A 13,544-nucleotide genomic window follows, 5' to 3' on the forward strand; every position below is an offset into this window, starting at 1 on the left:
GGGGCGTCCTGTCTCGAAGGTTGATACGCGGCTCAGGGAGGAGCGACGGCCAGGGCGACGCCCTCGCGCGCCAGGAACTCCACCGCCGCCGCGCGCCGGGCCGTGGCATCCCCGCCGGGCCAGCCCGGCGCGTCAAAGAGCGCGGCGGGGGTGACAACCAGCGCGGCGATGGCGGCGCGGCGGCGCAGCGGCGCGGGGGGCGGCAGCACGTCCGGGTCCCGCCCCAGCGCCTCCCGCACCGCCCGGATCTCCGCCAGCAGCGGGGCGAGGGGGGAGAGCGTTTCGCGCAGGAAGACCGCCACGGTGACGGGCAGGCGCACGGGCACGGGCGGCCCGGCGGCGGGGGCGGAGAAGGTAACGCGCAGCGTGCCCAGCGCCGTGCTGCCGCGCGCCGCCAGCAGGCCGGCGACGGAGTCCTGCCCCGCCGCGCGCAGCAGGTCGTCCAGCGCGGCCTCGTCCAACAGCTCCGGCTGCTCCATGCCGGTCTTCAGCCGCGCCAGCAGCTCGCCGCGCCGTGCTGCTTCCAGCGCATCGGCGTCGGCGGGCAGCCCGCCGGGCGCGGCGGCGAGGCTCCGGTCGAGGTCGAGCAGCGCGAAGCGCGGGCGGACGCCCTCCACGACGCTGTCCGCCGGGATGCGCCGGGCGATCAGCTCGCCGCGCCAGAGCGCCTCGGCGCGGGCGGGGGAGGCTGCGCGCAGGCCGCGCAGGGCGAGGCGCAGCTCCGTCGCCACGGGGGCGTCGCCGGCGCGCCACATTCCCTCCAGCAGCAGGGGTGGCGCGGCTTCCACCCCGATCTGGGCGGAATCGAGGGCGAGGGCGAAGGGGCCGGAAAGCGGATCGAGCGACAGGTCGAAGGCGGAGCCGGCGAGCTGGCCAAGGCTTTCCTGGTCCAGCAGGGCGGTCCGGCCGGCCTCGGTCGCCACGCGCAACAGAAGGCTATCCGCGATGTCCACGGCACGTTCCGGCCCCAAGCGCAATTTTAACGATACCGAAATGAAAGCGCGGAAACAACCACGAAGTGGGCGTGCCCGGGCCATGGGCCCCACACGGGGCGGAAGCACGGGCGAGCCGGAAAGCCGGACCGCCGCGGCGTTTCAGCGCAGCGTCTGGGCCAGCCGGTCGGGCAACCAGCCGCCCGGCAGGCTGACGAGGAAGGTGGTGGTGACGACCACGGCCCCGCCATCATCGTGGGTGCAGCACTGGCACGTGCCTCGGTTCTCAGTGCCGTCGGGTTCTGGCTGAGCGTCACGCGGTGTGGCAGCGGTCGGGTTCACCGCTTGGCAGCATGGCGATCTGCGGGGCGAGACCTCAACTCACGACCGCAGCAGGCGGAATCCCCATCGCATCGGACCGATCAGGTCCATTCGCCTGCAGCTGACGCCGTTGCTGCTCGTTCTCCGCTCTCAGCGCAGCGATCTCCTCGCGAACAGGCCGAAGCGCGTCTTCCAGCTCGGCCTGCGTGAAGCGGGGCGTGATGTGCTGTGGGCAGTTCCAATCGAAGGCCTCGACCGTGATGAGAACGGCGCGCTCGACGCGGCCGGGGTAGCCCGGCACTGCCAGGCGTTCGGCGAGCGCCGCGTCGGCCCGGGCATCGACGACCCGCATGCGCCCGAAGATCTTCAGGCGGCGCCGGTGCGCGTAGTCCATGAAGAACAGGGAAACCCTGTTATCCGCCTGGACATTGCCGACCGTGATGTACTGCCGGTTGCCGCGGAGATCGGCATAGCCGAGCACCTGATCGTCCACGACCTTCAGGAAGCCTGCCGGCCCGCCGCGGAACTGCACGTAGGGCCAGCCGGTCTCGGACACGCTGGCCAGGTAGAAGCCGTCGCGTTCCGCGATGAACTGCCATTCGGCCGGGCCCAGCCGGTCGTTGCGGGCCGCTTCCGCGGCGGAGCCTTCGGCGCGGGCCCATTGCGCCGCGCTGCCATACTGCTCGCGTGCCGCCTGCACGGCGGGTGTCGACGCGATCTCCAGATACCGGTGGCGCATGTGTGTTTCCCGCAGGGTTGCCAAGCGGCCGCCGCGAGGGGCGGCCATCGGGGTGTCAGCTCTGGTAGGCCCAGTCGGCCGGCTGCCAGCGGAGGCTGCCATTGTCGGGCAGGATGCGGCCGAGCCCCGGGAAGGCCATGTGCGTCGCGGCGATCAGCGCGCCCTCCTCGGCGGCGCGGGGAAAGAACCGGGTCCGCATCGCCTGCGCCGCCGCGTGGTCCTGTTCCATGATGAAGTTCACGTCGGTCGCGCCCGGATGCACCACGGGGAACACCATGTCGGACACCATGGTGAGGCTGTTGCCGCCATCCTCGATCCGCACGCCGACATGGCCGGGCGTGTGGCCGGTCAGGTCGACGACCGACACGCCGCGGGTGATCTGGCGCTCGCCGTCGGTGGCCTGCAGCCGCGGGTACAGGCGGACCACCTCCGCCGACAGCCGGAAGCTGGGCTGCAGGTAGTCGGGGGCGCCGTTCCGCTTGGCCGGATCCGTCCAGTGCGCCACGTCGCGCCGGTCGATAAAGAGCTCGGCATTGGGGAAGCTGTTCCGCCCGCCGGCCACCAGCCCACCGATATGGTCCTGGTGCATGTGGGTCACGATCACCGCGTCGATCTGCTCGGGCCGCAGGCCGAGCGCGGCCAGCGCCTGCGGCAGCAGCCCCGTTTGGCCGAGCGAGCCGGCCGGCCCGGCATCGATCAGGATGCGGCGCTCGCCATCCTCGATCAGGTACTGGTTGAACAGAAAGCGCACGCCGCCGGGCTGGGCGACGAACTGGGCCCGCGCGGCCTGCTCCACCTGCGCGGCGGCGCGGCCGGGGAAGTAGCTGTAGGGCATGTCGGCATAGCCGTCCGCCAGCGCGGTCACGGTGAAGCGGCCGATCCGGATCTGCGCCTGGGGCGTGACGGCGGCCGGGCCCGCCGCGGCGGCGGAACCGGCCCGGCCGAGCAGCGGCAGCGTGCCGGCGGCCAGGGTGCCGAGGGGGAGGCCGAGCGTGAAGGCACGGCGGGAAAGACCGGTCATGACGTGCTCCTTCTGGTCATGGTCGCGACCCCGGCGGGGTGTGCTCGACACGCCGCCTGTCGCCTGACCGGAAAGCTAGGACTTCCGTTTACGCCGCAGTATCCTGCCTTTGCGGGAGGTTTCCTCCCGCAAAATGGAAGGCCGCATGGATCGGTTCGGCACGATGTCTGTGCTGCTGGCGGTGGTGGAGAAGGGCAGCCTGTCGGCTGCGTCGCGGCAGCTGCGCAGGCCGCTTGCCACGATCAGCCGCAAGGTGGCCGACCTGGAACGGCATCTCGGGACCCAGCTCCTGGTCCGTTCCAGCCGGCGGGTCGAACTCACCGATGCCGGGCGCGCCTATGTCGCCGCGTGCAAGCGGATCCTGGAGCAGGTGGAGGAAGCGGAACGGCAGGCGGCCGGCGAGTACAGCGCGGTACGGGGGGAGCTGCACGTGACCGCCCCGACGATGTTCGGCCAGCGGCACCTGATGCCCGTGGCGCTCGCCTTTCTCGCCGAGCAGCCGGAGATCACCCTGCGCCTGATGCTCACGGACCAGCAGGTGAGCCTGATCGACGAGCACATCGATGTCGCCCTCCGCATTGGGCATCTGGAGAACAGCGGGCTGGTGGCCACGCGCGTGGGGTCCGTGCGCCGCGTCGTCTGCGCCTCACCGGGCTATCTCGCGCGGTGCGGCGTGCCGCGCCTGCCCGAGGAGCTGGCGCAACACGACGGCGTCAGCTTCCAGGGCTTCGCCACCTCGCCCGAGTGGCGCTACCGCCGGGACAGCACCGCCTTCGTGGCGGAACCACGCCCGAGGCTGGCCGTGAACACCACGGAAGCGGCCATCAAGGCGGCCCTGGCGGACCTCGGGATCATCCGCGTGCTGTCCTATCAGGTCGCAGAGGAATTGCGGGCCGGCCAGCTCCAGGTTGTTCTCGCCGACTTCGCGCCGGAGCCCCTGCCGGTCAACCTGGTCTATGCCACGGCTGAGCTGCTGCCGTTGAAGGTGAGGAGTTTCCTGGACTGGGCGATACCGCGGCTGCGCAGCCAGATGGCTGAGTTGCAGGCCGAGTTCCGGGACGATCATGGCAGCGGCAGCACCTGATCGCGGTGCACCGCCAGCAACAGCCAGAGCACCGCTGAGACGCCCTTCGCCACTTCCGCACGGTCCAGGGAGGAATTCCGCGCCGCGCAACCGCCCGGTGCGGGGCGCCGTTCGTGAAACAGCGTTCGACGGCGGGTTGCCCGCCCCCCATCCCCCGACGGCTGCGAGGACCTCATGGCGAAGAAGGTCAGTGATTTCTTCTGGGAACGGCTGCATGCCTGGGGCGTGCGGCGGGTGTTCGGCTATCCCGGAGATGGCGTGAACGGGCTACTGGGCGGGTTGCAGCGCTTCGGCACCGACAAGATCCAGTTCGTCCAGGTGCGGCACGAGGAAATGGCCGCCTTCATGGCCAGCGCGCATTCCAAGTTCACCGGGGAGGTCGGCGTCTGCCTCGCCACCAGCGGGCCGGGGGCCACGCACCTGCTGACCGGCATGTACGACGCGGCGGCGGACCACATGCCGATGCTGGCCATCGCCGGGCACACCGTGCGCCCGGCGATCGGCGGCCACTACCAGCAGGAGGTGGATCTGCTGAGCACCTTCAAGGACGTCGCTGGCGCCTTCGTGCAGCAGGCGAGCGTGCCCACCCAGATGCGCCACCTGGTGGACCGCGCCATGCGCACGGCGATGGGCGAGCGGCGCGTGACCGCGCTGATCATCCCCAACGACCTGGCGGAGGAGCCCTACGAGGACCCACCGCACGCGCACGGCACCAACCATTCCGGCGTGGGCTGGACGCCACCCCGCGTGATCCCGCGGGACGAGGACCTGCGCCGCGCGGCCGCGGTGCTGAACGTGGGCAAGCGCGTCGCCATCCTGGTGGGCGCGGGCGCGCGGGATGCGGCGGCCGAGGTCGAGGCGGTGGCGGACCGCCTGGGCGCCGGGGCCGCCAAGGCGCTGCTGGGCAAGGACGTGCTGCCCGACGACCTGCCCTGGGTCACCGGCACCATCGGCCTGCTGGGCACGCGGCCGAGCTGGGACCTGATGCAGGACTGCGACACGCTGCTGATGGTGGGGTCGAGCTTTCCCTGGTCCGAGTTCCTGCCGAAGGAAGGGCAGGCGCGGGGCGTGCAGATCGACCTGCAGCCCGCCATGCTCAGCCTGCGCTATCCCATGGAGGTGCCGCTGACCGGCGATGCCGCGGAAAGCCTGCGCGCGCTGCTGCCCTTGCTGGAGCAGAAGAAGGACACCTCCTGGCGGGAGAGGATCGCCGAGGGCAACCGCGCGTGGCACGCCCTGCTGCAGAGCCGGGCCGAGGCCGCCGCCGATCCGGTGAACCCCCAGCTGCCGTTCCAGGAACTGTCGAAGCGCCTGCCGGACGGGGTCATCCTGACCAGCGATTCCGGGTCGGCGGTGAACTGGTACGCGCGGAACCTGCGGATGCGGCGCGGCATGCGCGGGTCGCTGTCGGGCAGCTTCGCCAGCATGGGCGCGGCGGTGCCCTATGCCTTCGCCGCGAAGATGGCGCATCCCGACCGCCCGGTGATCGCCATGGTGGGCGACGGCGCCATGCAGATGAACAACATGGCCGAGCTGATCACGGTGGCGCAGCACTGGCGCTCCTGGTCCAACCCCACCTGGGTCTGCATCGTGCTGAACAACCAGGACCTCAACGAGGTGACCTGGGAGCAGCGGGTGATGGAGGGCATGCCGAAGTTCGAGGACACGCAGCGCCTGCCCGACTTCCCTTATCACCGCTTCGCCGAGCTGGCGGGACTGCGCGGCCTGTTCGTGGACGATCCCGCCGGGGTCGGGCCGGCGCTGGACCAGGCGCTGACCTCCGACCGGCCGGTGGTGCTGGAAATCCGCACCGACCCCAACGTGCCGCCGCTGCCGCCGCACACCCAGCCCGGGCAGGTCCGGCAGTTCGCGTCCGCGCTGCTGCACGACCCGGACAAGGGGCAGGTGATCCTGGATACGGCGCGGCAGGTGATGAGCGCGGTGCTGCCGTCCCGCAAGGAATGAGGCGACTCGGGCAATGCGGATTCGGCCGGAGTGAACCGGCCGGGTTTCGCCGCGCGTGGGCCTGCGGGCGCTACTGCGGCAACGCCCGCAGGCCCAGGCGCTGCAGCCGCGGCAGCACCTCGGCGCAGAAATACGGCAGCTCCTCGAGGTAGTTGACGAAGGAGATGCCGATCCCGCCCAGCCCGGCGCGGCTGAGCGATGCCAGCTCGGCCGCCACGGTGTCGGGATCGCCGATCAGCGGCAGGCCCCCCATCCCGTTGGCCTGGTGCGCCCGCTGCCGGGCGAACTCCTCTGCGCCCACGGAAGCCTCGGTCACCTTGCGCTTGGCCAGGATGGCATCCACCGCGGACCAGTCGGCGTGATCGATCACGCAGTGGCGGTAGTAGTCCTGCGCTTCCGCGGCTGTGGGACGGCAGGTGACCACGCCCACGGTGAAGACGTCGATCTCGCGCCCGACCTGCCGGGCCTCCTCCTTCACCTCGGCAACGTGGCGGGCGAGCACGTCGGGCGCATCCTTGGGAGCATTGGTGAAGAAGGCGTCGCAGTTGCGCACGGCAAAGGCACGGCCGACGGGCGAGGCGCCGGCATTCATCATCAGGGGGCGCGAGCCGCCGTACGGCTTGGGCTTGGCGCGCGCCGATTTGAGCTTGATGAACTCGCCGTCGAAGTCGAAATCCTCCCGGTCCGACCACAGCGCCTTCACGGCATCGACCCATTCCTGCCCAAAGGCGTAGCGCGCCTGGTGCTCGCGCTGGGAAACGCCGAACATCGTGAACTCGTCCTCATTCCAGCCCACCACGACGTTCAGGCCGAAACGGCCGCGGCCGATATGGTCGGCGGTCACGAATTGCTTGGCGGCGATCACGGGATGGAACAGCGGTGCGTGCACCGTGCCGAACACGGTGATGTTGCGCGTGCAGGCGAGTAGGCCGGTGGCCCAGGTCAGGGTTTCCAGGGTGGAGCCCTGGTAATCCGTGTCGCCGCCATAACCCTTCCAGCGCGCCACCGGCAGCAGGAAGTCCAGCCCCTGCTCGTCGGCGAGCTGCCCGAGGCGCAGGTTGTCCTCCCAATCGCCGGTCCAGCGTTCCGGCACCAGCGTGACGGCGCGGCCGGACGAACAATTGGCGCCGAACAGGCCGATCTTCAGCGCGCTGCCGCTGCCCATCGCCGAGCGCTGCGTCATCGAAACCTGTTGCAGCGACATGATCCGTTTTCCTCCTGCGCGACGGGTTGGGGCGACGCGTTTCCGCATCGCCGATGCCCGCAACTGCTTGAACCGCGAGTTGATATCGAGATATGGATGTTGGCAACGGTGGTGTGCTGATCAATTCTGTTCCGCAGCACGGCCGAACAAGAAGCGCCGGCCACCAACAGGCCGGATGGGAGGATGCTGCATGGCAACGGCACATGAGGCATATGCGGCGCCGCGCTACGGCTGGCGGGGACGGCTGGGCATGCTGCTGCCCTCCGGCAATGTCGCGGCGGAAGCGCAGTTCAACGCCATGCTGCCGCACGGCGTCAGCCTGCACACCACCCGGCTGAAGCTGACCGGCAGCAGCGACGCCGACCTGCTGGGCATGATCGACCGGCTGGATGAAGGCGCGAAACTGCTGGCGGATGCCTGCGTCGACCTGATCCTGTTCCACTGCACCGCCGTCAGCACCTGGGACGTGGAGATGGACAGCACGCTGCCGCCCCGCATCACCGCGGCCACCGGCCTGCCCGCGACCTCCACGGCGCGCGGGCTGCTGGCGGCGCTGCGGGCGCTGGAAGCGCGCCGGATCGTGATGGTGTCCCCCTATATCGAGGCGACCAATATCCGTGAGGCCGCCTTCTTCGAAAGCAACGGTGTGACGATGCTGCACACGGTGGGCCTCGGCATCGCGGCCGCCAAGGACATGCTCTCGGTGGAGCCGGGCGAATGGTACCGGTTGGTGCGGGAGCATGCGCGGCCGGAGGCCGACGCCTACCTCATCAGCTGCACCGCCGTGCGCTCGCTGGAGGTGGTGGCCGACCTGGAACGCGACCTCGGCAAGCCCGTGCTGACCAGCAACCAGGCCGCGGCCTGGCATGCGCTCCGTGCCCTCGGCGTGAAGGACGCGGTGCCGGGCTTCGGGCGGCTGCTGTCCATCCCATGACGCGCGCAGGCGCCGCCGCGGCGAGGAGCGGGACCCGATGAGCGAGGCGGCGGCCACCCTGTCGGAGGCCCGGCGACCCGCGCCGCCACCCGCGGCGAATGATGCGCTGATGGTGCTGCGCGGCGTCACCAAGACCTATGGCGGCCGCGGCGGCGAGGTGGTCGCCCTGTCGTCCATCGACCTCGACGTACGGCGGGGCGAGTTCCTCACCATCATCGGGCCCTCCGGCTGCGGCAAGTCCACCCTGCTGCAGATCGCGGCCGGGCTGGTGCCCGCGACCAGCGGCAGCATCACGCTGGAAGGCCGCCCCGTGACGGCGCCGCCGCGCGGCATCGTCTACCTGTTCCAGCAATACAACAAATCGCTGTTTCCCTGGCGCAGCGTGCGCTCCAACGTCGCCTTCGCCCTGGCCGGCAAGGGGCTGGACCGCCACCAGCGGGCGAAGCGGGCGCAGTCCTTCCTGGCCCTGGTCGGGCTGGAAGCCTTCGGCAACCACTACCCCTGGCAGCTCTCGGGCGGCATGCAGCAGCGCGTGGCGATCGCGCGGGCACTGGCGGCGGAACCGGCCGCGCTGCTGATGGACGAGCCCTTCAGCGCCGTGGACGCGCTGACGCGGGTGGAGATGCAGGCGCTGTTGCTGGACATCTGGCGCCAGCGGGCCGGGCTGACCATCATCCTGGTGACGCACGACGTGGAGGAGGCGGTCTACCTGTCCGACCGCATCGCGGTGATGGGCCGGCGCCCCGCCACGGTGGAGCGCGTGCTGGAAACCGGCCTGCCGCGACCGCGCGACCCGGTGGCGACGCGCGAGGACCCGGTGTTCCTGCGTCATCGCGGCGAGCTGCTGGACGACCTGCTGGGGCGCGGCCTTGTTCGTCGCTAGGAAGCTGCTGGACCTGCTGCCCGGGCTCGCCTTCATCGCCGCGGTGATCCTCGGCCTGCAGCAATTGTCGGAAGCGGGGCTGATCAACCGCGCCCTGTTTCCGCCTCCCTCCGTGATCGGCAGCACGGTGCTGGACCTGCTGCGCAACGGCGACGTGGCCGGGCCGCTCGGCGACACGGTGGTGCTGTTCCTGGCGGGCTTCCTGCTGGCGAGCCTCGTGGCGGCGGTGCTGGGCATCGCCATGGGCGTGTCGCCGCGGGTGAACGATCTGCTCAACCCGCTGGTGGAGGCCATCCGGCCGCTGCCCAAGGCCGCGCTGGTGCCGGTGCTGATCCTGTTCCTGGGTCTGGGCGCGCCCATGAAGATCACTGCCGTGGCGCTGGCTGCCCTGTTTCCCGTGCTGATCAACACCGTGCAGGGCGTGCGCGGGGTGGACCCGGTGCTGGTGGCGACGGGGCGTACCTTCGGCCGCTCCCGCCTCGCGATCACGCTAGGGATCGTGGTGCCGGCCAGCGTGCCCTTCATCCTGGCGGGGATGCGCGTGGCGCTGGGACTGGCCCTGCTGATGACCATCCTGTCGGAGATGCTGGCCGGCACGGGCGGCCTCGGCGCCCTGGTGCTGGAAAACCAGCGCGCCTTTCGCATCCGGCAGATGTATGCCTGGCTGGTGATCCTCGCGGTGCTCGGCCTCGCCATCAACGGGGCGATGCTGCTGGCGGAGCGGCGGCTGGCACCTTGGCTCGAGAAATTCCGCTGAGTGTGGCGGCAACGGAACACGGGGGAAGCGCGATGGGCAGTTTCACACGACGGGACGCGACGCGGCTGATCGCGGGCGCCGGCGCGGCGTTGGGAGGCGGGCTGGCGGCACCGGCGGTCTGGGGACAATCGGGCATCACCAAGCTGCGCGTCGGCCTGGTGCCGGTGCTGGATGCCGGCGGCTTCTTCATGGCGCAGGTGCAGGGCCACTTCGCCCGTGAGCGGTTGGAAATCGAGGTGACGCCCACGCCGGGCGGCGGCCCCAGCATCGCCGCGCTGGTGGCCGGACAGTTCCAGTTCTCCATGTCCACCGTGACCACCATGATCTCGGCGGCGGCGGAGGGCGTGGACATCAGGCTGGTCACCGCCGTGTCCGGCGCGCGGCCGGCGCCGGAAGATTATTCCGGCATCCTCGTGCGCAAGGACTCCGGCATCCGCACGGGCAAGGACGTGGTGGGCAAGACGGGGGCCTCGCACCTGTTGCAGAACCTGCCCTGGATCTGCGCGCGGCTCTGGATCGACAACACCGGCGGTGATTCTTCCCGGGCGCGGATCATCGAGGTGCAGTTCCCGCAGCAGCAGGACGCGCTGCTGGGCAACCGCGTCGACTATGTGGCCACCAACGAGCCCTTCATGTCGGCGGCGCTGCACGCGGCGCCCGACCGGCTGGAGGTGGTCTCGGGCCTGCTGGGAACCATGCTGCCCAACACCATCGTCGCCGCCTTTGCCGCCAGCGGCGACTACATCAACAAGAACAGGGCCGTGGTGGATTCCTTCGTGGGCGCCTACGCGCAGGGCGCGGCCTGGGCGCAGAACAACAAGAGCAGCCCCGAGCTGGTAGAGCAGCTGGCGCGCTTCACCCGGATCGCGCCGGAACGGCTGCGTGCCATGATCGCCTGGCCGGACTATCCGCGCGTGATCGACCCGGCCAACCTGGAGCGCATCGCCCAGGCCATGAAGCGCTACGGTTCCCTGCCCACCGTGCCCGACATGGGCAAGCTGATCCACACCACCGCGCGGGCCTGATCCCGGCATGTCGATGGCCGCCACGGCCGCCCGGCGGTGGGAGGCCCGCTCCCTCTTCGCGGGGGAGCGGCTCGGCTTCTGGCTGATCGCGCTGCTGTTGCTGCTCTGGGAAGGTTCGGTCCGCAGCGGCCTGGTGAACAGCCCCAACTGGCCGGCGGTCAGCGCGGTGGCGGCGGCGATCCCGCGCGAGGCGCTGGGCGGCGAACTGCTGCAGGCGCTGGCGGGCACGCTGTACCGGGCCTGCACGGGCTTCCTGCTCGGCGGCCTGGCGGGGGTGGCGCTGGGCCTGCTGCTGGCGGTCAGCCGGGTCGCGCGGCGCACGCTGGAACCCACGGTGGAGCTGTTCCGGCCGTTGCCGATCCCGGCGATGATCCCGCCGCTGGTGCTGTTCCTCGGGCTGGACGACGGGATGAAGATCGCGGTGGTGGCGTTCACCGTGTTCTTCCCGGTGTTCATCAACACGCTGCAGGGCGCCCTGGCGATCGAGCCGACCTATCGCGGCGTGGCGGCCACCTTCGGCGTGCCCTGGACGGTACGGGTCTGGGGGGTGCTGCTGCCCGCCACCGTGCCCTTCATCTTCGCGGGGCTGCGGCTGAGCATCGGGCTGGCCTTCGTGTCGGCCGTGGCGGCGGAGATGGTCGCGGGCGATGCGGGGGTCGGCTACTACTTGGTGTCCACGCAATATGCCGGCCGCGGCGCCGAGATGTTCGCGGCGATCTTCATGCTCAGCTTCGTGGGCTACATGATCAACATGGGGTTTGTGCGGGTGGAGCGCCGGATCCTGTTCTGGTACCACCAGTAGGCTGCGACGCGCCGGACCGGGCGCGGGGCAACTCAGCCTACCTGCCATGCGGGCCGCCCTCGTCGCCCAGTTGCTCCGCGCCCGAGCACCACCTTGGGGCCCGCACTGCCGCAGATGGATCACCCCAGCGCCTGAACCAGCCCTGCCAAGGTAGGGCTGGTGGGACGAAGGCTTCACCTCCACCCCTGAGCGTTCAGAAGGGCAGAGTTCCTTCGGCCCTGGCCCCGACACCTGGGAAGCACCCGCAGCCATCCGGAACCGGGCCTCCGGTCCCGCAATGGCTGTGTTGCCCGGCCCAGGACAAGGGATGGATCAGCGCAGGGCGGGGACGGTGGTCATGGCGCGGGCGCCGATCATGGCGCCGAGGCGGCGGGATTCCTCGGCGGCGGGGCGAATATGGGCGCCGACCCAGATGCGGGAATTGGCGCATTCCTCGGCAGCGGCGGCGAAGCTGCGGAAGCGCCGGCGCGGGTTGATGCCGGGGCCGTTGGGCTGGGCGTGCTGGCCCATGCCCACATTCTCCTCCGGCGCGGTGCCGGTCTGCGCGGTGTAGATGACCGGTCCCGTGACATCGGGGAAGGACTTCTCCAGCACGTTGGCACCGGTGAAGCAGTCCGTGGCATGGCCCGAGGGGTATTCGGGGTGCGGCGGGGTCGGCAGCAGGGGTTCCCAGCCACCGAGGCCGAGCATGGTTTCGCGGATCGCGCTCACCGGCCGCCAAGTGGAGAACTGTTCCTTCTCGGCCCAGGTGAGAATGGCGGAATCGGCCATGGCGGTGGTGAGTCGGGACATGATGCGGGCGTGCTCGCCCAGCCCGCCCGGGCGCGGCCGCTCGTCCAGCAGCGTGATGCCGAGGTGGACGTAGCCGCGCTGCGAGCTCTGATAGGCCCAGAAGATTCCGGCTTCCGTTTGTGCCGGCGTGCGGTCGGGGGCTTCGACGCCGCCGACGCGCAGCACCTCGGCGATACCGATGCGGAAGGCCTCGTCCGCCGGGCCCGGGGGCGTGCGGGCCGGGTTCTCCGCCAGGTTGCGGAACAGGAAGGGCACGGTCTGGGTGGTGTTGCTGTTGGCGAAGTCGGCCGGGGTGGGGCGCCAGCGGCCGGGGGTCAGCGACACGGGAAACGGGTGGACGCGGGCATAGCCGTCGGCGGCGCGGCGTTCCACCGCGGCCCGGCCAATGGCGTCGCCCAGCGCCAGCCCGGCCGGCTCGGTGGGGCCGCGCGCGGTGCGGGCCAGGGCCTGCTGCAAGCGCTGCTCGATCTGGGCGGCGTAGTTGGGGTGCAGGCTGAGCAGGACGCGGTGCGCCGCCGCCGCCATGGCCACCTGCGGCAGGGCGCCGGAATTGCTGGGCTCGTCCGACCGGGGCGGGAACCAGCGGCCATAGGTGGGCAGGGCGGCGTTCCAGGCGTCGTGCATGGCCATGTGCATGATGGCCAGGCTGCGCCAGTTGGCGGCACCCTGGCCGATCTCGTCGGCCATCAGCGTCCATTCCGTCACGGGGTCGGCGGCGCGCGCTGTCGTGGTGCCGGCCGTGGCCAGCAGCATGGTGGTGGCCAGCCGTGTCGCGATGGTGGTCCACATGGCTCCGGGTTCCCATTGTGCAGTCATTAACATCTCGCAACTCCGGCCGTGGCGGAACAGGGGTGTGCTCGCCAGGTGGGCCGGAGTGGGTCGCCCCCTGCCCGAAGGGTGCCGGTTGCTCGCGGAGGAGGTGGGCGTGGCTGCCCCTGGAACCCAGGCGAAGCCGATGCCCTTGTTCCGCGCCGGGGAGGTTCAGTCTTCGCGTTGTTCTACGCCGGGCACTTCGCGCGGAGGGGCATTGGCCGGCGTTGCGCCACAAGCGTCATCCGTCCCGCAACTCCTCATCGCGGGAGCAC

At 70.8% G+C, this 13,544-nt stretch carries 12 protein-coding genes; 7 read left to right on the forward strand and 5 right to left on the reverse strand.

The features are described from left to right. Positions 1-32: 32 nt before the first annotated feature. The 3 genes from ACLIBK_RS13345 to ACLIBK_RS13355 form a co-directional block, all read right to left on the reverse strand. Entirely contained in the window at positions 33-953 is a 921-nt protein-coding gene (locus ACLIBK_RS13345) for a hypothetical protein (protein ID WP_415387754.1), read from the reverse strand. A gap of 355 nt (positions 954-1,308) precedes the next feature. Then, on the reverse strand, positions 1,309-1,992 hold the full coding sequence (locus tag ACLIBK_RS13350; protein WP_415387755.1) for a pyridoxamine 5'-phosphate oxidase family protein: 684 nt from the start codon (positions 1,990-1,992) through the stop codon (positions 1,309-1,311). A 55-nt stretch (positions 1,993-2,047) separates the two neighbouring features. Then, positions 2,048-3,013 (reverse strand): MBL fold metallo-hydrolase, encoded by a 966-nt coding sequence (locus tag ACLIBK_RS13355; RefSeq protein WP_415387756.1) that lies wholly within the window; start codon positions 3,011-3,013, stop codon positions 2,048-2,050. A 145-nt stretch (positions 3,014-3,158) separates the two neighbouring features. Here ACLIBK_RS13355 and ACLIBK_RS13360 point away from each other — a divergent pair, with 145 nt between their 5' ends. Both ACLIBK_RS13360 and ACLIBK_RS13365 read left to right on the forward strand, forming a co-directional pair. Next, positions 3,159-4,097: a LysR family transcriptional regulator gene (locus ACLIBK_RS13360; protein WP_415387757.1), complete on the forward strand. Its 939-nt coding sequence runs from the start codon at positions 3,159-3,161 to the stop codon at positions 4,095-4,097. A gap of 174 nt (positions 4,098-4,271) precedes the next feature. Continuing rightward, positions 4,272-6,062, forward strand: coding sequence for a thiamine pyrophosphate-requiring protein (locus ACLIBK_RS13365; protein ID WP_415387758.1), 1,791 nt, complete (start codon positions 4,272-4,274; stop codon positions 6,060-6,062). Positions 6,063-6,132: 70 nt separating this feature from the next. Here ACLIBK_RS13365 and ACLIBK_RS13370 read toward each other — a convergent pair whose 3' ends face one another. Next, on the reverse strand, positions 6,133-7,266 hold the full coding sequence (locus ACLIBK_RS13370; RefSeq protein ID WP_415387759.1) for an LLM class flavin-dependent oxidoreductase: 1,134 nt from the start codon (positions 7,264-7,266) through the stop codon (positions 6,133-6,135). Between the two features lie 190 nt (positions 7,267-7,456). Between ACLIBK_RS13370 and ACLIBK_RS13375 the strand changes: the two genes are divergently transcribed. Genes ACLIBK_RS13375 through ACLIBK_RS13395 form a run of 5 tightly spaced genes read left to right on the forward strand, consistent with a single transcriptional unit; the run spans position 7,457 to position 11,667 of the window. Next, a complete protein-coding gene (locus ACLIBK_RS13375; protein ID WP_415387760.1) occupies positions 7,457-8,200 on the forward strand; it encodes a maleate cis-trans isomerase in 744 nt (247 codons plus the stop codon). Positions 8,201-8,237: 37 nt separating this feature from the next. Next, entirely contained in the window at positions 8,238-9,083 is an 846-nt protein-coding gene (locus ACLIBK_RS13380; RefSeq protein WP_415387761.1) for an ABC transporter ATP-binding protein, read from the forward strand. Then, entirely contained in the window at positions 9,070-9,840 is a 771-nt protein-coding gene (locus ACLIBK_RS13385; protein ID WP_415387762.1) for an ABC transporter permease, read from the forward strand. Before ACLIBK_RS13380 ends, ACLIBK_RS13385 begins: the two co-directional genes overlap by 14 nt. A gap of 32 nt (positions 9,841-9,872) precedes the next feature. Beyond that, positions 9,873-10,865, forward strand: a complete 993-nt coding sequence (locus ACLIBK_RS13390; RefSeq protein ID WP_415387763.1) for an ABC transporter substrate-binding protein — start codon at positions 9,873-9,875, stop codon at positions 10,863-10,865. A gap of 7 nt (positions 10,866-10,872) precedes the next feature. Then, positions 10,873-11,667, forward strand: coding sequence for an ABC transporter permease (locus ACLIBK_RS13395; protein WP_415387764.1), 795 nt, complete (start codon positions 10,873-10,875; stop codon positions 11,665-11,667). A 312-nt stretch (positions 11,668-11,979) separates the two neighbouring features. Here the strand turns inward: ACLIBK_RS13395 and ACLIBK_RS13400 are convergent, their stop codons facing one another. Beyond that, positions 11,980-13,248 carry a vanadium-dependent haloperoxidase gene (locus ACLIBK_RS13400; RefSeq protein WP_415387765.1) on the reverse strand — a complete coding sequence of 423 codons (1,269 nt, stop codon included), beginning with the start codon at positions 13,246-13,248 and terminating at the stop codon, positions 11,980-11,982. Between the last annotated feature and the right edge of the window lie 296 nt (positions 13,249-13,544).

It is taken from the genome of Roseomonas sp. BN140053 (assembly GCF_047690175.1).
In the GTDB taxonomy this organism is placed as follows: Bacteria; Pseudomonadota; Alphaproteobacteria; order Acetobacterales; family Acetobacteraceae; genus Roseomonas.

What these genes read in the sequence shown, in the direction of transcription:
- ACLIBK_RS13350 (WP_415387755.1), bottom strand. Translation starts at nt 1,992, where the DNA reads ATGCGCCACCGGTATCTGGAGATCGCGTCGACACCCGCCGTGCAGGCG.
- ACLIBK_RS13355 (WP_415387756.1), bottom strand. Translation starts at nt 3,013, where the DNA reads ATGACCGGTCTTTCCCGCCGTGCCTTCACGCTCGGCCTCCCCCTCGGC.
- ACLIBK_RS13360 (WP_415387757.1), top strand. Translation starts at nt 3,159, where the DNA reads ATGGATCGGTTCGGCACGATGTCTGTGCTGCTGGCGGTGGTGGAGAAG.
- ACLIBK_RS13365 (WP_415387758.1), top strand. Translation starts at nt 4,272, where the DNA reads ATGGCGAAGAAGGTCAGTGATTTCTTCTGGGAACGGCTGCATGCCTGG.
- ACLIBK_RS13370 (WP_415387759.1), bottom strand. Translation starts at nt 7,266, where the DNA reads ATGTCGCTGCAACAGGTTTCGATGACGCAGCGCTCGGCGATGGGCAGC.
- ACLIBK_RS13375 (WP_415387760.1), top strand. Translation starts at nt 7,457, where the DNA reads ATGGCAACGGCACATGAGGCATATGCGGCGCCGCGCTACGGCTGGCGG.
- ACLIBK_RS13380 (WP_415387761.1), top strand. Translation starts at nt 8,238, where the DNA reads ATGAGCGAGGCGGCGGCCACCCTGTCGGAGGCCCGGCGACCCGCGCCG.
- ACLIBK_RS13390 (WP_415387763.1), top strand. Translation starts at nt 9,873, where the DNA reads ATGGGCAGTTTCACACGACGGGACGCGACGCGGCTGATCGCGGGCGCC.
- ACLIBK_RS13395 (WP_415387764.1), top strand. Translation starts at nt 10,873, where the DNA reads ATGTCGATGGCCGCCACGGCCGCCCGGCGGTGGGAGGCCCGCTCCCTC.
- ACLIBK_RS13400 (WP_415387765.1), bottom strand. Translation starts at nt 13,248, where the DNA reads ATGTGGACCACCATCGCGACACGGCTGGCCACCACCATGCTGCTGGCC.